The sequence below is a fragment of the Pectobacterium polaris genome, assembly GCF_002307355.1.
GTDB classification, from domain to species: domain Bacteria; phylum Pseudomonadota; class Gammaproteobacteria; order Enterobacterales; family Enterobacteriaceae; genus Pectobacterium; species Pectobacterium polare.
Map to the genome: position 1 here is coordinate 4,501,170 of NZ_CP017481.1, position 16,909 is coordinate 4,518,078.

At 51.5% G+C, this 16,909-nt stretch carries 14 protein-coding genes and 1 pseudogene; 10 read left to right on the top strand and 5 right to left on the bottom strand.

What is annotated here, in order from left to right; genetic code table 11:
• Nucleotides 1–221: 221 nt before the first annotated feature.
• The 4 genes from ppk1 to BJJ97_RS20345 all read left to right on the top strand — a co-directional run bounded on the left by ppk1 (nt 222) and on the right by BJJ97_RS20345 (nt 4,688).
• Entirely contained in the window at nt 222–2,294 is a 2,073-nt protein-coding gene (ppk1, locus tag BJJ97_RS20330; protein WP_095995130.1) for a polyphosphate kinase 1, read from the top strand.
• Entirely contained in the window at nt 2,294–3,829 is a 1,536-nt protein-coding gene (gene ppx / locus BJJ97_RS20335) for an exopolyphosphatase (protein ID WP_095995131.1), read from the top strand. The genes ppk1 and ppx overlap by 1 nt, the downstream gene beginning before the upstream one ends.
• Before the next feature lie 231 nt (nt 3,830–4,060).
• Nucleotides 4,061–4,249 carry a YjfB family protein gene (locus BJJ97_RS20340; protein ID WP_095995132.1) on the top strand — a complete coding sequence of 63 codons (189 nt, stop codon included), beginning with the start codon at nt 4,061–4,063 and terminating at the stop codon, nt 4,247–4,249.
• Nucleotides 4,250–4,472: 223 nt separating this feature from the next.
• Complete coding sequence (locus BJJ97_RS20345) at nt 4,473–4,688, top strand: YfgG family protein (protein WP_095700173.1); 216 nt, start codon at nt 4,473–4,475, stop codon at nt 4,686–4,688.
• A 215-nt stretch (nt 4,689–4,903) separates the two neighbouring features.
• Here the strand turns inward: BJJ97_RS20345 and BJJ97_RS20350 are convergent, their stop codons facing one another.
• Both BJJ97_RS20350 and BJJ97_RS20355 read right to left on the bottom strand, forming a co-directional pair.
• The gene (locus BJJ97_RS20350) at nt 4,904–5,329 is read right to left on the bottom strand and encodes an organic hydroperoxide resistance protein (protein WP_039486432.1); all 426 of its coding nucleotides are present in this window, start codon (nt 5,327–5,329) and stop codon (nt 4,904–4,906) included.
• Between the two features lie 187 nt (nt 5,330–5,516).
• Nucleotides 5,517–5,966: a MarR family winged helix-turn-helix transcriptional regulator gene (locus BJJ97_RS20355; RefSeq protein ID WP_095995133.1), complete on the bottom strand. Its 450-nt coding sequence runs from the start codon at nt 5,964–5,966 to the stop codon at nt 5,517–5,519.
• A gap of 218 nt (nt 5,967–6,184) precedes the next feature.
• Between BJJ97_RS20355 and mgtE the strand changes: the two are divergent.
• Nucleotides 6,185–7,662 (top strand): annotated as a pseudogene (mgtE, locus tag BJJ97_RS20360) (magnesium transporter).
• Between the two features lie 41 nt (nt 7,663–7,703).
• Here the strand turns inward: mgtE and hutG are convergent.
• Genes hutG through hutU form a run of 3 tightly spaced genes read right to left on the bottom strand, consistent with a single transcriptional unit; the run spans nt 7,704 to nt 11,446 of the window.
• Entirely contained in the window at nt 7,704–8,516 is an 813-nt protein-coding gene (hutG, locus tag BJJ97_RS20365) for an N-formylglutamate deformylase (RefSeq protein WP_095995134.1), read from the bottom strand.
• On the bottom strand, nt 8,509–9,717 hold the full coding sequence (gene hutI, locus BJJ97_RS20370; RefSeq protein WP_095995135.1) for an imidazolonepropionase: 1,209 nt from the start codon (nt 9,715–9,717) through the stop codon (nt 8,509–8,511). The genes hutG and hutI overlap by 8 nt, the downstream gene beginning before the upstream one ends.
• 52 nt (nt 9,718–9,769) lie before the next feature.
• Entirely contained in the window at nt 9,770–11,446 is a 1,677-nt protein-coding gene (hutU, locus tag BJJ97_RS20375) for a urocanate hydratase (protein ID WP_095995136.1), read from the bottom strand.
• Between the two features lie 496 nt (nt 11,447–11,942).
• Between hutU and BJJ97_RS20380 the strand changes: the two genes are divergently transcribed.
• From BJJ97_RS20380 to BJJ97_RS20400, 5 genes are read left to right on the top strand one after another with little or no spacing between them, the layout of a single operon-like run.
• Entirely contained in the window at nt 11,943–13,040 is a 1,098-nt protein-coding gene (locus tag BJJ97_RS20380) for an ABC transporter ATP-binding protein (protein ID WP_095995137.1), read from the top strand.
• Nucleotides 13,037–13,681, top strand: coding sequence for an ABC transporter permease (locus BJJ97_RS20385; protein ID WP_095700179.1), 645 nt, complete (start codon nt 13,037–13,039; stop codon nt 13,679–13,681). The genes BJJ97_RS20380 and BJJ97_RS20385 overlap by 4 nt, the downstream gene beginning before the upstream one ends.
• A gap of 3 nt (nt 13,682–13,684) precedes the next feature.
• Nucleotides 13,685–14,365 carry an ABC transporter permease gene (locus tag BJJ97_RS20390; RefSeq protein WP_095995138.1) on the top strand — a complete coding sequence of 227 codons (681 nt, stop codon included), beginning with the start codon at nt 13,685–13,687 and terminating at the stop codon, nt 14,363–14,365.
• Nucleotides 14,366–14,395: 30 nt separating this feature from the next.
• Nucleotides 14,396–15,280 (top strand): ABC transporter substrate-binding protein, encoded by an 885-nt coding sequence (locus BJJ97_RS20395; protein ID WP_095995139.1) that lies wholly within the window; start codon nt 14,396–14,398, stop codon nt 15,278–15,280.
• Nucleotides 15,281–15,318: 38 nt separating this feature from the next.
• A complete protein-coding gene (locus BJJ97_RS20400) occupies nt 15,319–16,875 on the top strand; it encodes an HAL/PAL/TAL family ammonia-lyase (protein ID WP_095995140.1) in 1,557 nt (518 codons plus the stop codon).
• Nucleotides 16,876–16,909: the final 34 nt, after the last annotated feature.

The following is a 16,909-nucleotide window of genomic DNA, read 5'->3' on the forward strand; positions in this document are numbered from 1 at the left end:
GCAAGGCTCATTTATGAGCCTTGTAATGCGGCAACCGAGGGAGTCCTCAGGAGCTTACTTTAGTAAGTGACTGGGGTGAGTAAGGGTAGCCAACGTACAGACGGCTCGAAATATGACGGGTATCGTCATCAACACGCCATAATGTTGTTGTACCCTATCCCCACAGAGGAAGGGTATGAATATTGGATGAACCTTCAGTACATGAGTTGAGCGGAGTGACAATGGGTCAGGACAAACTCTACATAGAGAAAGAATTAAGTTGGTTATCCTTTAATGAACGAGTACTTCAGGAAGCAGCAGATAAAAGCAATCCGTTAATCGAACGCATGCGCTTTCTTGGCATTTACTCCAGCAACCTTGATGAATTTTATAAAGTCCGTTTTGCCGATTTGAAAAGACGCATTCTGATTAACGAAGAACAAGGTCTGGACGGCAATCTGCGACACCTTTTAGGCAAAATTCAGGCGCGCGTACTAAAAACCGATCAAATCTTCGATAGCCTGTACAACGAGCTGCTGCTGGAGATGGCACGTAACCAGATTTTTCTGGTCAATGAGCGTCAGGTTTCCCCTAATCAGCAAGAGTGGCTGAGGGACTACTTCCGGCAATATCTGCGCCCGCATATCACGCCAATACTCATCTTTAACGAAACCAATCTGGTGGAGTTCCTGAAGGATAACTATACCTATCTTGCCGTCGAAATTATTCGTGGCGATGAGATTAGTTACGCCCTGCTGGAAATTCCTTCGGATAAAATACCGCGCTTCGTCAACCTGCCAGCAGAAGCGCCGCGCCGTCGCAAGACCATGATCCTCATCGATAATATTCTGCGTTATTGTCTGGATGATATCTTCAAGGGCTTCTTTGATTATGATGCGCTGAACGCGTACTCCATGAAGATGACGCGCGATGCGGAATACGATCTGGTGACGGAAATGGAATCCAGCCTGCTGGAATTGATGTCTTCCAGCCTGAAGCAGCGCTTAACCGCCGAGCCGGTGAGATTCGTGTATCAGCGCGACATGCCGGACGCCATGGTCGCGATGCTACAAGAGAAACTGGGGATCTCTTCCTTTGACTCCGTTATCCCCGGCGGGCGTTACCATAATTTCAAAGACTTTATTTCTTTCCCGAACGTCGGGCGCGCCAATCTGGTCAACAAACCCCTGCCCCGCCTGCGGCACTCCGGGTTCAACAATTTTCGCAATGGGTTTGATGCGATCCGTGAGCGCGACGTTCTGCTTTACTACCCGTACCACACCTTCGAGCACGTGTTGGAACTGCTGCGACAAGCCTCTTTCGACCCCAACGTGCTGTCGATCAAAATCAATATTTACCGCGTCGCTAAAGATTCGCGCATCATTACCTCGATGATCCATGCGGCGCACAACGGTAAGAAAGTAACGGTAGTGGTCGAGCTACAGGCACGTTTTGACGAAGAGGCGAACATCCACTGGGCCAAGCGCCTAACGGAAGCGGGCGTACACGTCATTTTCTCGGTGCCAGGGCTGAAGATTCACGCCAAGCTGTTCCTGATTTCCCGCCGCGAAGGGGAAAACATCGTGCGTTACGCGCACATCGGCACCGGTAATTTCAACGAGAAAACCGCCCGTCTGTATACGGATTACTCGCTGTTGACCGCCGACGAACGCATTACCAACGAAGTCCGTCGCGTCTTCAACTTCATTGAAAACCCTTACCGCCCGGTCAGCTTCGAGCACCTGCTGGTGTCTCCGCAAAACTCCCGCGACAAGCTTTACCAATTGATCGATACCGAGATCGAAAATGCGCTGGCGAATCGTGATGCAGGCATTACGCTTAAGGTAAATAATCTGGTGGATAAAGGGCTGGCAGAAAAGCTGTATCAGGCTTCCTCTGCGGGCGTGAAAATTAATCTACTGGTACGTGGCATGTGTTCGCTGATCCCTAATTTACCGGGGATCAGCGAAAATATTCAGGTCATCAGTATTCTTGACCGCTATCTGGAACACGATCGGGTGTATGTCTTCAACAACGGTGGGGACAAGAAAGTCTACCTCTCTTCCGCCGACTGGATGACACGCAACATTGATTATCGCATTGAAGTCGCAGTGGAAATCCTGGATCCCATTTTGAAAAACCGCGTGCTGGAAACGCTGGATATTCTGTTCAGTGATACGGTGAAAGCCCGTGTCATTGATAAAGAGTCGAGCAACCGCTATGTCTCACGCGGCAACCGGCGTAAAGTACGCGCGCAAAATGCCATTTACGACTACATCAAGGCGTTGGAGCAACCTGGAGATAAGCCTGAATAATGCCGTTAACGAACAATGAAAAAACCGAGATAAAGCCGCAAGAGTTCGCAGCTATCGACCTGGGCTCCAATAGTTTTCACATGGTGATCGCACGCGTGGTAAACGGTGCGCTTCAGGTATTGGGACGTTTAAAACAGCGTGTACATCTGGCCGACGGGCTGGACAGCAAAAACATGCTCAGCGAAGAAGCCATTCAACGTGGCTTGAGCTGTCTGGCGCTGTTTGCTGAACGTCTGCAAGGCTTCCCGGCCATGAACGTTTCTATCGTCGGCACGCACGCGCTGCGTCAGGCGGCCAACGCGCAGGAGTTTCTGCGCCGCGCGGCGGACATCATTCCCTATCCGATAGAGATCATTTCCGGCCATGAAGAGGCTCGCCTGATTTTTATGGGCGTGGAGCATACGCAGCCGGAAAAAGGCCGCAAGCTGGTCATTGATATCGGCGGCGGTTCTACAGAGCTGGTTATCGGTGAAGATTTCGAACCGATGCTGGTGGAAAGCCGTCGTATGGGGTGCGTCAGCTTCGCACAGCAGTTTTTCCCGAATGGTGAAATTAGCGAAGCCAACTTCAAGCGCGCCCGGCTGGCCGCAGCGCAAAAGCTGGAAACGCTGTCCTGGGAATACCGCATATACGGCTGGAAATTCGCCCTCGGTGCGTCTGGAACGATCAAAGCCACGCACGAAATTCTGGTGGAAATGGGAGAGAAAGACGGCCTGATTACTCCCGAACGGTTGGAAATGCTACGCATGCAGATCTTGCAGTTTAAGCACTTCAAAGCGCTGAGTCTGCCGGGTCTGTCCGAAGATCGTCAGTCGGTGCTGGTGCCCGGTCTGGCTATTCTGTGTGGTATTTTCGATGCGCTGGCGATCAAAGAGTTACGCCTGTCCGATGGCGCGTTGCGCGAAGGCGTGCTGTACGAAATGGAAGGTCGATTCCGCCATCAGGATATTCGTATCCGTACCGCGCAGAGCCTGGCGACCCATTACAATATCGACCGCGAGCAGGCGCGACGCGTGCGGGAAACCACGCAGCAACTTTATGCGCAATGGGCAGAGAAAAATCCTAGTCTGGTGCATCCACAGCTTGAGGCTATTTTGAACTGGGCTTCCATGCTGCATGAGGTTGGATTGGGCATTAACCATAGCGGCATGCATCGCCATTCCGCCTACATTCTGCAAAACACCAACCTGCCCGGTTTCAATCAGGAACAGCAGCTTGTGCTGTCCATGATCGTGCGATTGCACCGTAAAGCGATCAAGCTGGAAGAGTTGCCACGGTTGAACCTGTTCAAAAAGAAACAGTATTTGCCCATGATGCAGCTCTTGCGCCTTGCCACGCTGTTGAATAACCAGCGTCAGGCAACGACAACGCCGGAATCGTTACGGCTGCATACCGATGACAACTACTGGACGCTGACCTTCCCCCGTGACTTCTTTACCAACAACACGCTGGTACAGCTGGATTTGGAACGGGAACAGGAATATTGGCAGGACGTCACCGGCTGGAAGCTGATGATTGAGGAAGAAAAAGCCTGATTGATGAAAACGTTACGTGGAAAATCGAGCCTACATCGAACAGTAAAGTGGCGCAAAATCGTGCAACCAAGCTGGCTGGTGAAGTCCAGTTAACGTAAAGTTTACAGGGATGGGGCCGATACCCAAATGATGGCTGGCGAGAATTTTCGCCAACATCATGCAACCTCGGCGGAAAGGCGCGCTTCCTTTCCCTACCGGATATCAATCCAACTCAATGTTAAGGAGAGTGAAATGGATGTATCACAGATTGCATCACTCGCGACCGACCTCAGCAACATGCGTACCAGCAATGAGGCCAGCGCACTTGTGCTGAAAAAAGCGCTCGATAGCCAAGAAACTGTCGTCTCCGGTATTTTGCAGGCATTACCACCTCTGCCAGCAAATCCAGCGATTGGGCGTAACGTCAATACCACGGCGTAATCCCTTGCACCACACAACCCGCTTATTCGTTTTTGTTTGAGCGGGTTTTTTGGTGGTTCTCCCTATCCCTTATTCCTCCCTTCACGCTTCCTTTATCCTTATACCGAACGTGCGCAAACCGGATCGGTCATCATCTTTTTCACTCAGGCAGATTGACCTCGCCTACTGCTTGTGCATAAATAAACAACAGCGAATGTTCGCTTTCACAGAGGATTAACTGGTAATGTCCACGCTTACCCATAAACGACGATTATCGATACGCCCGCGACGAAGTGGCTCTCGGATCGCCCGTGCCGTTTTACTCATCAGCTTCATTATTCTTTTAGGCCGCTTTGCTTACTCCACCGTCACCGCGTTTGGTCATCATCAAGACAAACAGCAGCAGCGTGCTGAACAATTACTGCTTCCTGCCAACGTACTCGTCAATCAGAAAGAGTAGCGCTTAACCAACCCGTTTCTTATATTCTATTTTTTCTATCAGGCTTGTTGCCTTCGTATTCCCGTGCCCGTCATTCACGTCCGTTGCCCATTCAGCTATGCCGTACCAATAAAAAACGGCAGTGCGAATCTTCGCAGCCACCGTTTTTATCAATCAGTTGTGTTCATGAATCAATCGTGTTCGTCAATCAACAATGAGCTTGCTTCAAGCCGGACTTAGACGATAGTCAGGGTCACATCGATGTTGCCGCGCGTTGCATTGGAGTATGGGCAAACGATATGGGCTTTCTGCACTAAATCTTCAGCCACAGCGCGATCCAGGCCCGGCAGGGAAATTTTCAGTTCAACTTCGATACCAAATCCTGTCGGGATGGCACCGATGCCTACGCTACCGTTTACCGTGGTATCAGCAGGGACAGCGATTTTGTCACGTGCACCAACAAACTTCATCGCGCCAAGGAAACAGGCAGAATAGCCCGCAGCGAAAAGTTGCTCTGGGTTCGTCCCTTCAGCGCCTGCACCGCCCAGCTCACGTGGGGTCGTCAATTTAATATCAACCGCTTTATCGGAAGACACCGCACGACCATCACGACCACCGGTAGCTTGAGCATGAGCAACGTATAATACTTTTTCAATAGACATAATGTGACTCCAGATAGTGAGGGAATAGCCTAAGGCAGTATAGATGCTGCTCAGGCCTTAATTACATAGTGAAAAATTAAATCGCGAACTACTTATTTGCGTAAAGAAAATAACGTAAAAGTATACTACTTAACAACTATAACGCTGTCTGACAGGCTGCGGATGCGCAAGGCAACCGCCAGTATTTTCAAAGATGCCCAATCAGATTTTTACGCAGCGTCTCTAAATCTTTTTTGATCGTCTGTAGCTGGTCAAGATGGCATTCCGTCGCGCAAAACACGCTTTCAGGAACCGCTTTCGCCCGTTGCTGAAGTGCTCGCCCGGCTTCGGTTAAGCCAACCAGCACCTGACGCTCATCTTCTGTTCCCCGGTTACGTACCACTAAGCCTGCGCTTTGTAACCGCTTGAGTAACGGCGTTAGCGTAGCGGAATCGAGATACAGACGCTCGCCCAGTTCAGACACCGTCAAACCATCACGCTCCCACAACACCAGCATCACCAGATATTGGGGATAGGTCAGATTCAGCTCGGACAGCAAACGACGATACAGTTTATTCATCGCCAGATTGGCTGAATACAGTGCGAAGCACAGCTGTCCATCCAGTTTGTAAGCGTTGTCGTTCATCGTCTCTGCCATCGGTATCGGTTACGTTTCTGGAATTGACTATATATCGCCAAAAACTAAGTAGCAAGCGATTTAATAATTCGTTAGATAAAATTCCTCATAAAAAACACGTCTGGGCACTATCGCACACCTTTCAGACTGCGATTCGCCAGTAATCCTATTCTTAATCTACTGATTTTGCGCTACGTTTAATAAAACACGGATAAAAAACAGATCGAGCATAAAACATTATGTCGAGTGTAAAAAAACTTACCGACCTCCGTCGCCGCATCTCCCTTCTGCTGTTGGAAAACAAAGAACTGGTTGAAGACATTATCAACCAGCAACCGCGCGTTACGGAACGTGATGAGACGACGTTAGGCGATAACGCGGCATTAAATAACAACATCAGGCTGCGTGAAAAAAGCATCCTGCTCGATCAAACCGCAGAAATCAGCGAGCTCATTATCGGGCTACATGCCGCTGACCTTGCCGACTTGCTGGAATCTTTACCGCAGGATGAACGGCTAGCGCTCTGGCGACTGATCCCCATAAAGAAGCGCGGCCGCGTGTTGATTGAGGCTTCTGACAGCATTTCTGACGATCTGATCGGCGATATGCAGGACAAGGAAATCCTGAGAGCAGTTCGGATACTGGATGTTGATGAGCAGGCTCAGCTGTCCCGCCTCGTCCCCCGCCATCTGCTGGGCAGGATACTGACCTCGCTTGAGCCGAAGCAGCGCGCGCAGCTACGCGCCGCCATCAATTATGATGAAGACTGCCTCGGCCACATGATGGATTTCAAACTCATCACCGTGCGCGCCGATGTCACGCTCGCGACCGTACAGCGCTATCTGCGCTACCGTAAAACTATCCCCAATTCCACCGACAAACTGTTCGTCACCGATCGCAAAAATACGCTGATCGGCGAGCTGTCGCTGGCCAACATTCTGCTCCACTCGCCCCAGGCTCTGGTTAATAACGTCATGGACGATCAGCCGCTGAGGTTCCAGCCTGAAGATAAAGTCGAAGAGGCCGCGGGTGCCTTTGAGCGTTACGATTTAATTTCCAGCGCCGTGGTTGATAGCAAAGGGAAACTCATGGGACGCCTGACGATTGAGGATATCGTCGACGTCGTGAACCGGGAAAGCGACAGCAATCTGCGGCGTTCGGGGGCTTAACGCCTTCTGAAGACGTCTACGCGCCCGTGTATAAATCGTTTCGCAATCGCTGGGCATGGCTGGCCATCAATCTTTGTACCGCGCTCATTGCCTCGCGGGTTATCGGTCTGTTCGAGCACACGTTATCTCACTTGGTGGCGCTGGCGACGCTCATGCCGATTGTCGCTGGAATTGGCGGGAATACCGGTAATCAGACGATCACCATGATCGTGCGTGCACTGGCCTTGCATCAGCTTGAACACGGCAAAAAGTCGTACCTGCTGCTCAAAGAATTAGGCGTTGCGCTGGTCAACGGCGTGATATGGGGTACGATTATGGGCGTGGTGACTTTCCTGCTCTATGGTAACGCCGCCATGGGTGGCGTGATGATGCTGGCGATTCTGCTGAACCTGCTGCTCGCCGCACTGATGGGCGTCGCTATCCCGTTAGTCATGATGAAACTCGGCCGCGATCCAGCCATCGGCTCCAGCGTAATGATTACGGCCATTACCGATACCGGCGGCTTCTTTATCTTCCTCGGGTTGGCAACGCTGTTCCTGCTGCCTTGATAACGTAAGTGCCACGTTACCAAGGCATTGATATATCCGTATTACGACTGCGCGGCCTTACCATAATGCCGATCTCCCCACTGAAGCAGGGTATTGGTCAGCGCAATGAGGCATTTTTGTAAATCTGCACTTTTTTCCGTTGAGTAGGTAAAGTCATCCTCATTCATGTAGTTGCATTGGGCAATTTCAAGTTGAACCGCGTGAACATCCCGTTGCGGGTTGCCGTAATGACGGGTGATATAGCCCCCTTTAAAACGCCCATTTAACACCCTCGTATACTGTGGGAATTGTTCGCTGCTTGCCAGGAGCGCTGCACTTAGCGCTGGGGCACAGCTTGCACCGTCAGCAGTACCAAAATTAAGATCTGGCAGGCGTCCTTCGAATAATCGGGGCACTACTGATTTTATCGAATGCGCATCCCACAACAGTGCATAGCCAAAGGTTTCATGTAATCGCGCGAGTTCTTGTGCCAGTGCCTGATGATAAGGCTGCCATAGATGTTGTAAAATATCCGCCTTCATCTTTTCATCCGGCGCTTTCCCTGCCTCAAACAACGGTTCACCGTCAAAAAAAATGCCAGAAAATAGGCCAGTAGTAGCCGTACTGTACAAAGGCTTATCATCCGCAGAGCGATTTAAATCCACCACATAGCGGGAATAGTTTGCACAAAGTACGCTCGCGCCCATGTCAATAATCGGCTGATAGAGCGCCGGAATATGCCAGTCAGTATCCTCAAGCTGTTTTGCACGGGTCGTCAAACCGTTGGCGATTTCCGGCGTCAAAAGCGTGCCGGGATGCGGCATACTGATTAGCAGCGGTAAGCTGCCTTGATGTAATTCGAATCCGTTAGTCATGCCAGACCTCTTGACCTTGATAAATAACCTGTTTGGATAGCGAACCGCCTAACCAGTAGCACAGCTCTGCCGGATGATTCACCTGCCACACGACAAAATTTGCCTCTTTACCTGCCTGCAATGAACCACAGTGATCGCTGACCCCCAATGCCTGAGCAGCATGATATGTCACCCCGGCCAGCGCCTCTTCTGGGGTAAGCCCAAATAGCGTGCAAGCCATATTCATCATCAGGCGCAAGGATAAAACTGGCGACGTGCCAGGATTGAGATCGCTGGAAATAGCCATCGGCACGTGATACTGACGCAGCAATTCCACCGGAGGCCGTTTGCTTTCACGTAAAAAGTAAAACGCGCCCGGCAGCAGCACGGCTGTCGTACCGTGCTGTGCCATCAACGCAATATCACTTTCGCAGAGGTATTCCAGATGATCGGCGGAAAGCGCGTTATATCGGGCTGCCAGCCCTGCACCATGCAGCAGCGAAAGCTGCTCGGCATGCAGTTTTACCGGGAGCCCAAGCTGTTGCGCAGTAAGAAAAACACGCTCCACCTGCGCAACAGAAAACGCCAGATGCTCACAAAATGCATCCACCGCATCCATCAATCCCTCTGCATGCCATTGGGGAAGCCAACGTTCACAAATCTCATCGATATAGTCATCGGCGCGGCCTTGATATTCCACCGGTAGCGCGTGGGCGGCCAGGCAGGTGCTATAAATCGTCAGCGGCATGAGATGGCTCAATTGACGGATCACACGCAGCATTTTACGCTCATCGTCAAAACTGAGGCCGTAGCCTGACTTAATCTCAAGGGTTGTGACGCCATCTTTGCGTAGCGCATCAATGCGCTGTCGGGCGCTGTCCAGTAATTGCTGCTCATTGGCTTCACGGGTGGCATTGACCGTGCTGATAATTCCCCCTCCTGCCGCCGCGATATCGGCGTAGGTCGCACCATTGAGCCGCATTTCAAATTCCTGGCTGCGATCGCCGCCAAATACGCTATGCGTGTGGCAATCAATCAGGCCCGGTGTCACCAGACGACCCTGTAAATCCCACACCTGATCAATAGCAATATCGGGCTGTTTTGCCGCCTCTCCGACCCAGAGCAACGTAGGCCCATCGGTGATTAATGCCGCATCGTTAATCAGGTTGTATTTGCCATCCGCCATGGTGGCAATCTGGCAATGCTGCCATAAAGTACGCATACGCACTCTCTCGGTGAAGGTACGGTGCGAAGGTGGTCGCACCCTGCCAGGCTTATTTCGTCAGCATCGGTAAATTTAGGCCATGCTCTTTCGCGCAGTCGATAGCAATCTCATAACCCGCATCGGCATGACGCATCACGCCCGTCGCCGGATCGTTGCTCAATACCCGTGCAATGCGCTCTGCGGCCTCATCGCTGCCATCACACACGACAACCATGCCGGAATGTTGTGAAAATCCCATCCCAACACCGCCACCGTGATGCAGAGAAACCCAAGTTGCGCCGCTTGCCGTATTGAGTAATGCATTCAGCAACGGCCAGTCAGAAACCGCATCAGAACCATCTTTCATCGCTTCGGTTTCCCGATTAGGGCTAGCGACAGAGCCGGAATCAAGATGGTCGCGGCCAATAACAATCGGTGCGGAGACGTCGCCACGTCTGACCATTTCATTAAATGCCAGCCCCAAACGAGCGCGCTGCCCCAAGCCAACCCAGCAGATGCGCGCAGGTAGCCCCTGAAAACTGATACGTTCCTTCGCCATATCTAACCAGTGGTGCAGATGAAGATCGTCAGGGATTAGCGCTTTCACTTTTTCATCAGTGCGATAGATATCTTGCGGATCGCCGGAGAGCGCAGCCCAACGGAACGGGCCGATACCACGACAAAATAAAGGACGAATATAGGCAGGGACAAAACCAGGGAAATCGAAGGCGTTGCTGACACCCATCTCTTTCGCCATCTGGCGGATATTATTGCCGTAATCGAAGGTGGGGATACCCTGCTGTTGGAAGGCAAGCATGGCTTTAACATGTTCAGCCATTGAGGCTTTTGCCGCCTGCATCACCGCAGCAGGTTCGATCAGCGCGCGTTCACGGTACGTTTCCCAATCCCAACCGATGGGAAGATAGCCATTCAACGGGTCGTGGGCGCTGGTTTGATCGGTCACAATATCAGGCCGAACACCGCGCTTAACCAGTTCAGGCAAAATTTCTGCTGCATTGCCGTGCAATGCAATCGAGACCGCTTTCCCTGCACGCGTATGCCGCTGGATGCGATCCAGTGCGTCATCCAGATCCTGCGCTTGCTCGTCCACGTATCCGGTACGCAGACGAAAATCGATACGCGATTGCTGACACTCAATATTCAGGGAGCAAGCACCCGCCAGCGTAGCCGCCAATGGCTGCGCGCCCCCCATTCCACCAAGACCCGCTGTTAGCACCCATCGCCCCTTCAGCGTGCCATCATAGTGCTGGCGTCCCGCTTCCACGAAGGTTTCATAGGTTCCCTGAACAATGCCCTGACTGCCGATGTAAATCCACGATCCCGCCGTCATTTGCCCGTACATCGCCAAGCCTTTGGCGTCTAATTCGTTAAAGTGTTCCCAGTTCGCCCAGTGGGGTACCAAATTGGAGTTAGCAATCAACACTCTGGGCGCATTCGTATGCGTTTTAAATACGCCTACCGGTTTTCCTGACTGCACGAGCAGAGTTTCATCGTCGTTGAGCTGCTTCAACGCCTCGACCATTTTATCGAAGCATTCCCAATTTCTTGCTGCTCGTCCGATTCCCCCATATACCACCAACTCTTTTGGGTTTTCTGCGACGTCAGGATCGAGATTATTCATCAACATGCGCAGCGGTGCTTCGGTAAGCCAGCTTTTGGCATTCAGTGTTGTGCCGCGTGGCGCTCTGATTTCAACATCACGATAACGGGAAAATTCACTACTCATGCGGTTTACCTTCTTTCTTTGATAGCTGTGGATAGACCCACTGATAGCATGCGATGTTCTCTCCCATCGCAATTGTATATACATGATAAGCACATACAATGCCACATTGATCTATTTATTTATTTATCCTTATAAAACAAAAAATTAAAAACAAATCGCATGCGTAAAATGAAATGAAAATCGACTATAACTTGATGTTTCGCCCAAAATAAGTGCAATAAAATGTCAAAACGAACCATTTTAGTGCAAAAAGGCTCAGATTTAGTCGACTAAAACCATGACAATACGTCGTTCATCCTTGTGTAGTAACACAAATATTTCCTGAAACACATTTAACAAACACAGTAAATAACTGTTTTAATTTACTTTATTTTTTATTGTCTGTTTTAAACCGTGTTGTGGCATATGCCTTGCTAGTTGTACATACAAGAGTGTGCATGCGTTTTATAACGACCGTTTCATCGGTAAAGCAAAAAAATGACCATGGGGCATAGCGATGATTACTTTCAATAACGTGACCAAGCATTATGACGATGGCTCGGTAGTGGTGGATGGTCTGAATTTGTCCGCGCCAAGCGGAAAAATTACTGTATTAGTGGGGCCGTCTGGATGCGGAAAAACAACATCACTACGAATGATCAACCGACTGGTTGAACCGTCGTCTGGCACGATCCTGCTCAATGGTGAATCGACCACACACATGGATGTCGTACAACTGCGGAGACGCATTGGCTACGTTATCCAGAACGCAGGGTTATTCCCGCATAAAAACATCATCGATAACATCGCCACGACCGCCATTCTTAATGGTGCCACAAAGAGTAAAGCCAGAAACCGGGCTGCGGAACTTCTGGAAGTGGTGGGGCTCGCCCCGCAGCTTGCCAAAAGATATCCGTGGCAACTCTCTGGCGGACAGCAGCAGCGCGTCGGCGTAGCGAGAGCCCTCGCCGCCGATCCAGAATTTATGCTGATGGATGAACCCTTCAGCGCGGTTGACCCCGTGGTACGAGAACAACTTCAGGAAGAGTTTCTCCGTATTCAAAAAGAAGTGAGCAAGACCATCATTATGGTCACTCATGATATCGACGAAGCAATGAAATTGGGCGATTTGGTCGCCGTTCTGAAACCGGGAGGCAAGTTAGTCCAGCAGGCCGCACCAGGGATATTACTGAATGCGCCGCACAATGCATTCGTCGCCGATTTTATTGGCCGTGACCGCGGCTATCGCAAACTGAGTTTTCACACCTCTGGATCGCTTGCCGCCCTCCAGCTCGAACCGACCATCGAAATGGGCGCATCAATGGCGCAAGCGCGGCGTATTGCCACGCAACGTTGGCTGCTAGTGACGCAGCAAGGTAAGGCTTATGGTTGGTTCGACACGCAACAGCACATTGATGTCATCGCCCCAGACAATATCAACCTCGCGGCGACGTTTTACCCACAAAACGGAACACTACGCCAACTACTGGACTCCGCACTGAGTTCTCCCTGTCATCGAGCCGTTGTTATCGACGCACAGCACATACCAATGGGCGTCATGACGCTCGATAGTGTGCTGGATGCCTGCAAGTCAATGGCGCAGGAGGCGATATGAGATTTGACTGGCTGTGGTCGCAGAGCGATAAGATCCTTAATCTATTGTTGTGGCACTGTTATTTGTCCGTTACACCGATCGTGATTGGCCTACTGCTCGCGATTCCCGTTGGCTGGGCGATATATAACATGCCCAAAGCAAAGGGCATCATTCTCAATCTCTTTGGCCTGCTGTATACCGTTCCGTCGCTGGCGCTATTTGTACTGTTACCGCCACTACTCAATACGCGCATTCTCGACCCAATAAATGTGGTCGTGGCGCTAACCATTTACAGCTTTGCTTTGCTGGTCAGAACCGTGTGTGACGGGCTGGATTCGATCTCTACCGAGACTCGACAATCTGCTTTTGCGCTGGGTTACAAACCTATGCAGCAGTTTCTCCAAATCGACCTTCCCCTTGCTGTACCGGTTATCGGTTCTGGGCTGCGTGTCGCGGTCGTCTCCAACGTCAGCATTGTGTCCGTCGCAGCGCTGATCGGCGTGCCACAGCTAGGCGCACTATTTACTCAGGGATTTCAGTTGCAGTTTCTCACGCCGATCATTGCAGGGATCGTGCTCTGTATCGCACTCGCCTTTGCGTTGGACTCGCTGGTGGTCATCATGACCCGCGCATTGAGTCGCTGGCAGCCGAAAAGGGGATAATCAATGTCTGAATGGTTTTTTGATCTCAGCCACTGGTACGGCGATGAAGGCATTGCCTTCCTCCTGTTACAGCACGTGGGTTACAGCGCTGCGGCACTGGCGACTGCCATCATCATTGCCTTCCCGATTGGCTGCTATACCGGCCACACCGGCAAGGGAGAGGCGCTACTTATCGGCACCACAAACGCCCTGCGGTCGCTTCCCTCATTTGGCTTGATTATTTTGCTGGTGATCCTGCTCGCGGGGTATTTCGAATCGGATATGGCCTTCGTCCTGCCCTGCATCATCGTGCTGGTGCTGCTGGCGCTGCCTCCGGTCGTGCTCGGGATACACACCGGTATTCGTTCCGTCGATCCCAGCGTCCATGACGCCGCCAGAGGAATCGGGCTAACGCCGCTTCAGTTACTCATTCAGGTGGAATTACCCTGTGCGACCCCTCTGATTATTTCAGGTATCCGCAGCGCCGCCTTACAGATCGTTTCTACGGCAACCATTGCCGCCTACGTTTCTCTCGGAGGATTGGGTCGCCTGATTATTGACGGCCGGGCAGCAAATGATTTCGCGCAAATGACAGCCGGTGCGGTGCTTGTCGCACTGCTGGCCCTGATCATCGACATATTCTTCTCTCTTTCAGAGAGATTCGTGGTCTCTCCGGGGATTTCCCGGCGAACTAAAAATCAATGACGTTTAGTCCTTTTTACAGAAGGTAACAAGATGAATATTAAAAAACGCTATTTCACGTTGTTCAGCGCCACCATTCTGTCTGTCGCGTCTTCTGTCTGGGCTGCTGACGCCAACCAGAAAGTGATTATTGGATCGGCGGATTTTCCAGAAAACCAGCTGCTGGCAACCATTTATGCTGGCGCACTGGAAGCACAAAACATTCCAGTGGAGAAAAAGCTCAACATCGGTAGTCGTGAAGTCTATATTCCCGCACTGTTAGATGGCTCGATTAATGTGATCCCAGAATACAGTGGTGCACTGCTGAGCTATTTAGACGAAAAAAATCAGGCGCACAGCTCGGAAGATGTCATACGAGAATTGGAGAAAAAACTGCCGGAAAAAGTGAAAATGCTCACGCCCGCCGCCGCGCAAAACAGCGACATACTGGCCGTGACAAAGAAGACCGCTGACAAATACAACCTGAAAACGATTGACGACCTTAAACCTATTGCCGGTGAACTGGTGCTTGGCGGCCCCGCTGAATGGAAAACCCGTCACGAAGGCGTTTCCGGTCTGCGTGACGTTTATGGCCTGCAATTCAAAAGCTTCAAAGTACTCGATGTCGCGGGCCCGCTGACGCTGACTGCCCTGAAAAATAACCAAATTCAGGTCGCTGACCTCACCTCCACTACCCCTGAAATCAAAAAAGATCACCTCGTGGCCTTGGTCGACACAAAACACCTGTTTGCCGCGCAGAATATCGTGCCTATCGTTGCCAGTAGCACATTGAACCCGACCATAGAAAGTACGCTGAACAAAATTTCTGCCCAGTTAACCACTGAAGATTTGATTGCCATGAACGAACAGCTCGCTGAATTCGTCAGTATTGATGATGTCGCTCACCAATGGCTCGTTAAACAAGGGCTTAGCAAGTAAGGAACCGTTCCGAAATGACGATAGATACCCATTTTCCCATGCAGAATCATGATGTGGTCACGTTAGGCAGAGCTGAAACCACGATCGAAGAGTTGGTGCGCATTGCTGATGGCTCACGGGTACAGCTTGATCCCGAGGCGCTGGCGCACATGGATAACGTCAGCCGTTATATACACAACGCCATTGCCGAGGGAAAAGTCATCTACGGCTTAACGACAGGCGTAGGCGATCTGGTGACCGAACGTTTGTCAGCCAACCAAATCGCCGATGTGCAATTGGATATGCTGCGTAGCCATGCTTGCGGGATGGGGCCAGATTTATCGGTACGGGAAGTCAGGGCGATGATGGCCGTGATGCTGAAATCGCTCTTGCAGGGATACAGCGGCGTTAACGCGGAACTCGCGCAGCGGATAGCCCATATGCTGAACAATCAGGTAACGCCCTGGTCGCCCGCCGGTGGCTCCGTAGGCTACCTGATTGCCACCGCGCACATCGGGTTATCTGTGTTTGGCGAAGGGCAATGCTGGTATCAAGGGCAGCGATTACCCTCCGCCGAGGCACTGGAAAAGGCGGGGATTGCACCGCGCATTCCAGGGCCGCGTGAAGGCCATGCGCTGATTAGCGGAACCTATGAAATTACTGCACTGGCCTGTCTGGCAGTGCAAGGTTTCACACAGCTATTACCTGTGGCAGATATGGCGGGTGGCATGTGTCTGGAGGCGCTGAAAGGCAATACTCGCGGTTATGATGCACGGCTGCATGCACTTCGTCCCCATGATGGACAGCAGGAAACGGCGCGTATTTTGCGCCACTTGCTCAGTGATAGCGACATTCTTGAACGTTACCGCGACCATCGAGTACAGGATGCGCTCAGCTTACGGTGTATCCCCCAGATCCACGGGGCGGTACGCGACCAACTGCGGCATTGCCACCATATCGTGACTACCGAGTTGAATTCGGTCACCGATAACCCGGTGTTTTTAATCGAAGAAGAGGAACTCGTCATTTTACCTGGCGGCAACGGACATGGCGCACCACTCGCGCTGGCTCTCGACGCGCTGGCCATAGCAATAGCTCAAATCAGCACTGCCTCACAAGCACGTTCAGACCGCATCACTAATGCCCATCTCAGCGGACTACCCGCCTTTCTGATGGGAAAAAACGGGGCAAACTCTGGGATGATGATCCCTCCGTATGTTGCTGCCGCACTAGCAGGGGATAATCGCAGTCTGGCGGCACCCGCTAGCGTGCATACCGTATCCACCTGCGCGGGTCAGGAAGACCATATCAGCATGGGCGTGTCATCGGCGCGTAAGGCCATAAAGGCCGTGGAAAATGCCGTCGATATCGTGGCAATCGAATTGCTTTGCGCCAGCCAAGCGATTGAGTTTCACCGGCCGCTACGGGCCTCGGTGGGAACGGAACTGACGCTGTCGTTAATTCGCCAGAATGTGGCGTTTCGCGAAACCGACACCGCACTGTATCCAGACATGCACGCGATCAGGGATCTGATTTCTCACGGTGAATTGAGTAAACAGCTCTGTTCACTTATCACGGAGAGAACGGCTAATGGATGCCATTCAGCCGCGAAATAGCCCCCGAAGAGACATCACTGACATAGGCAATGCG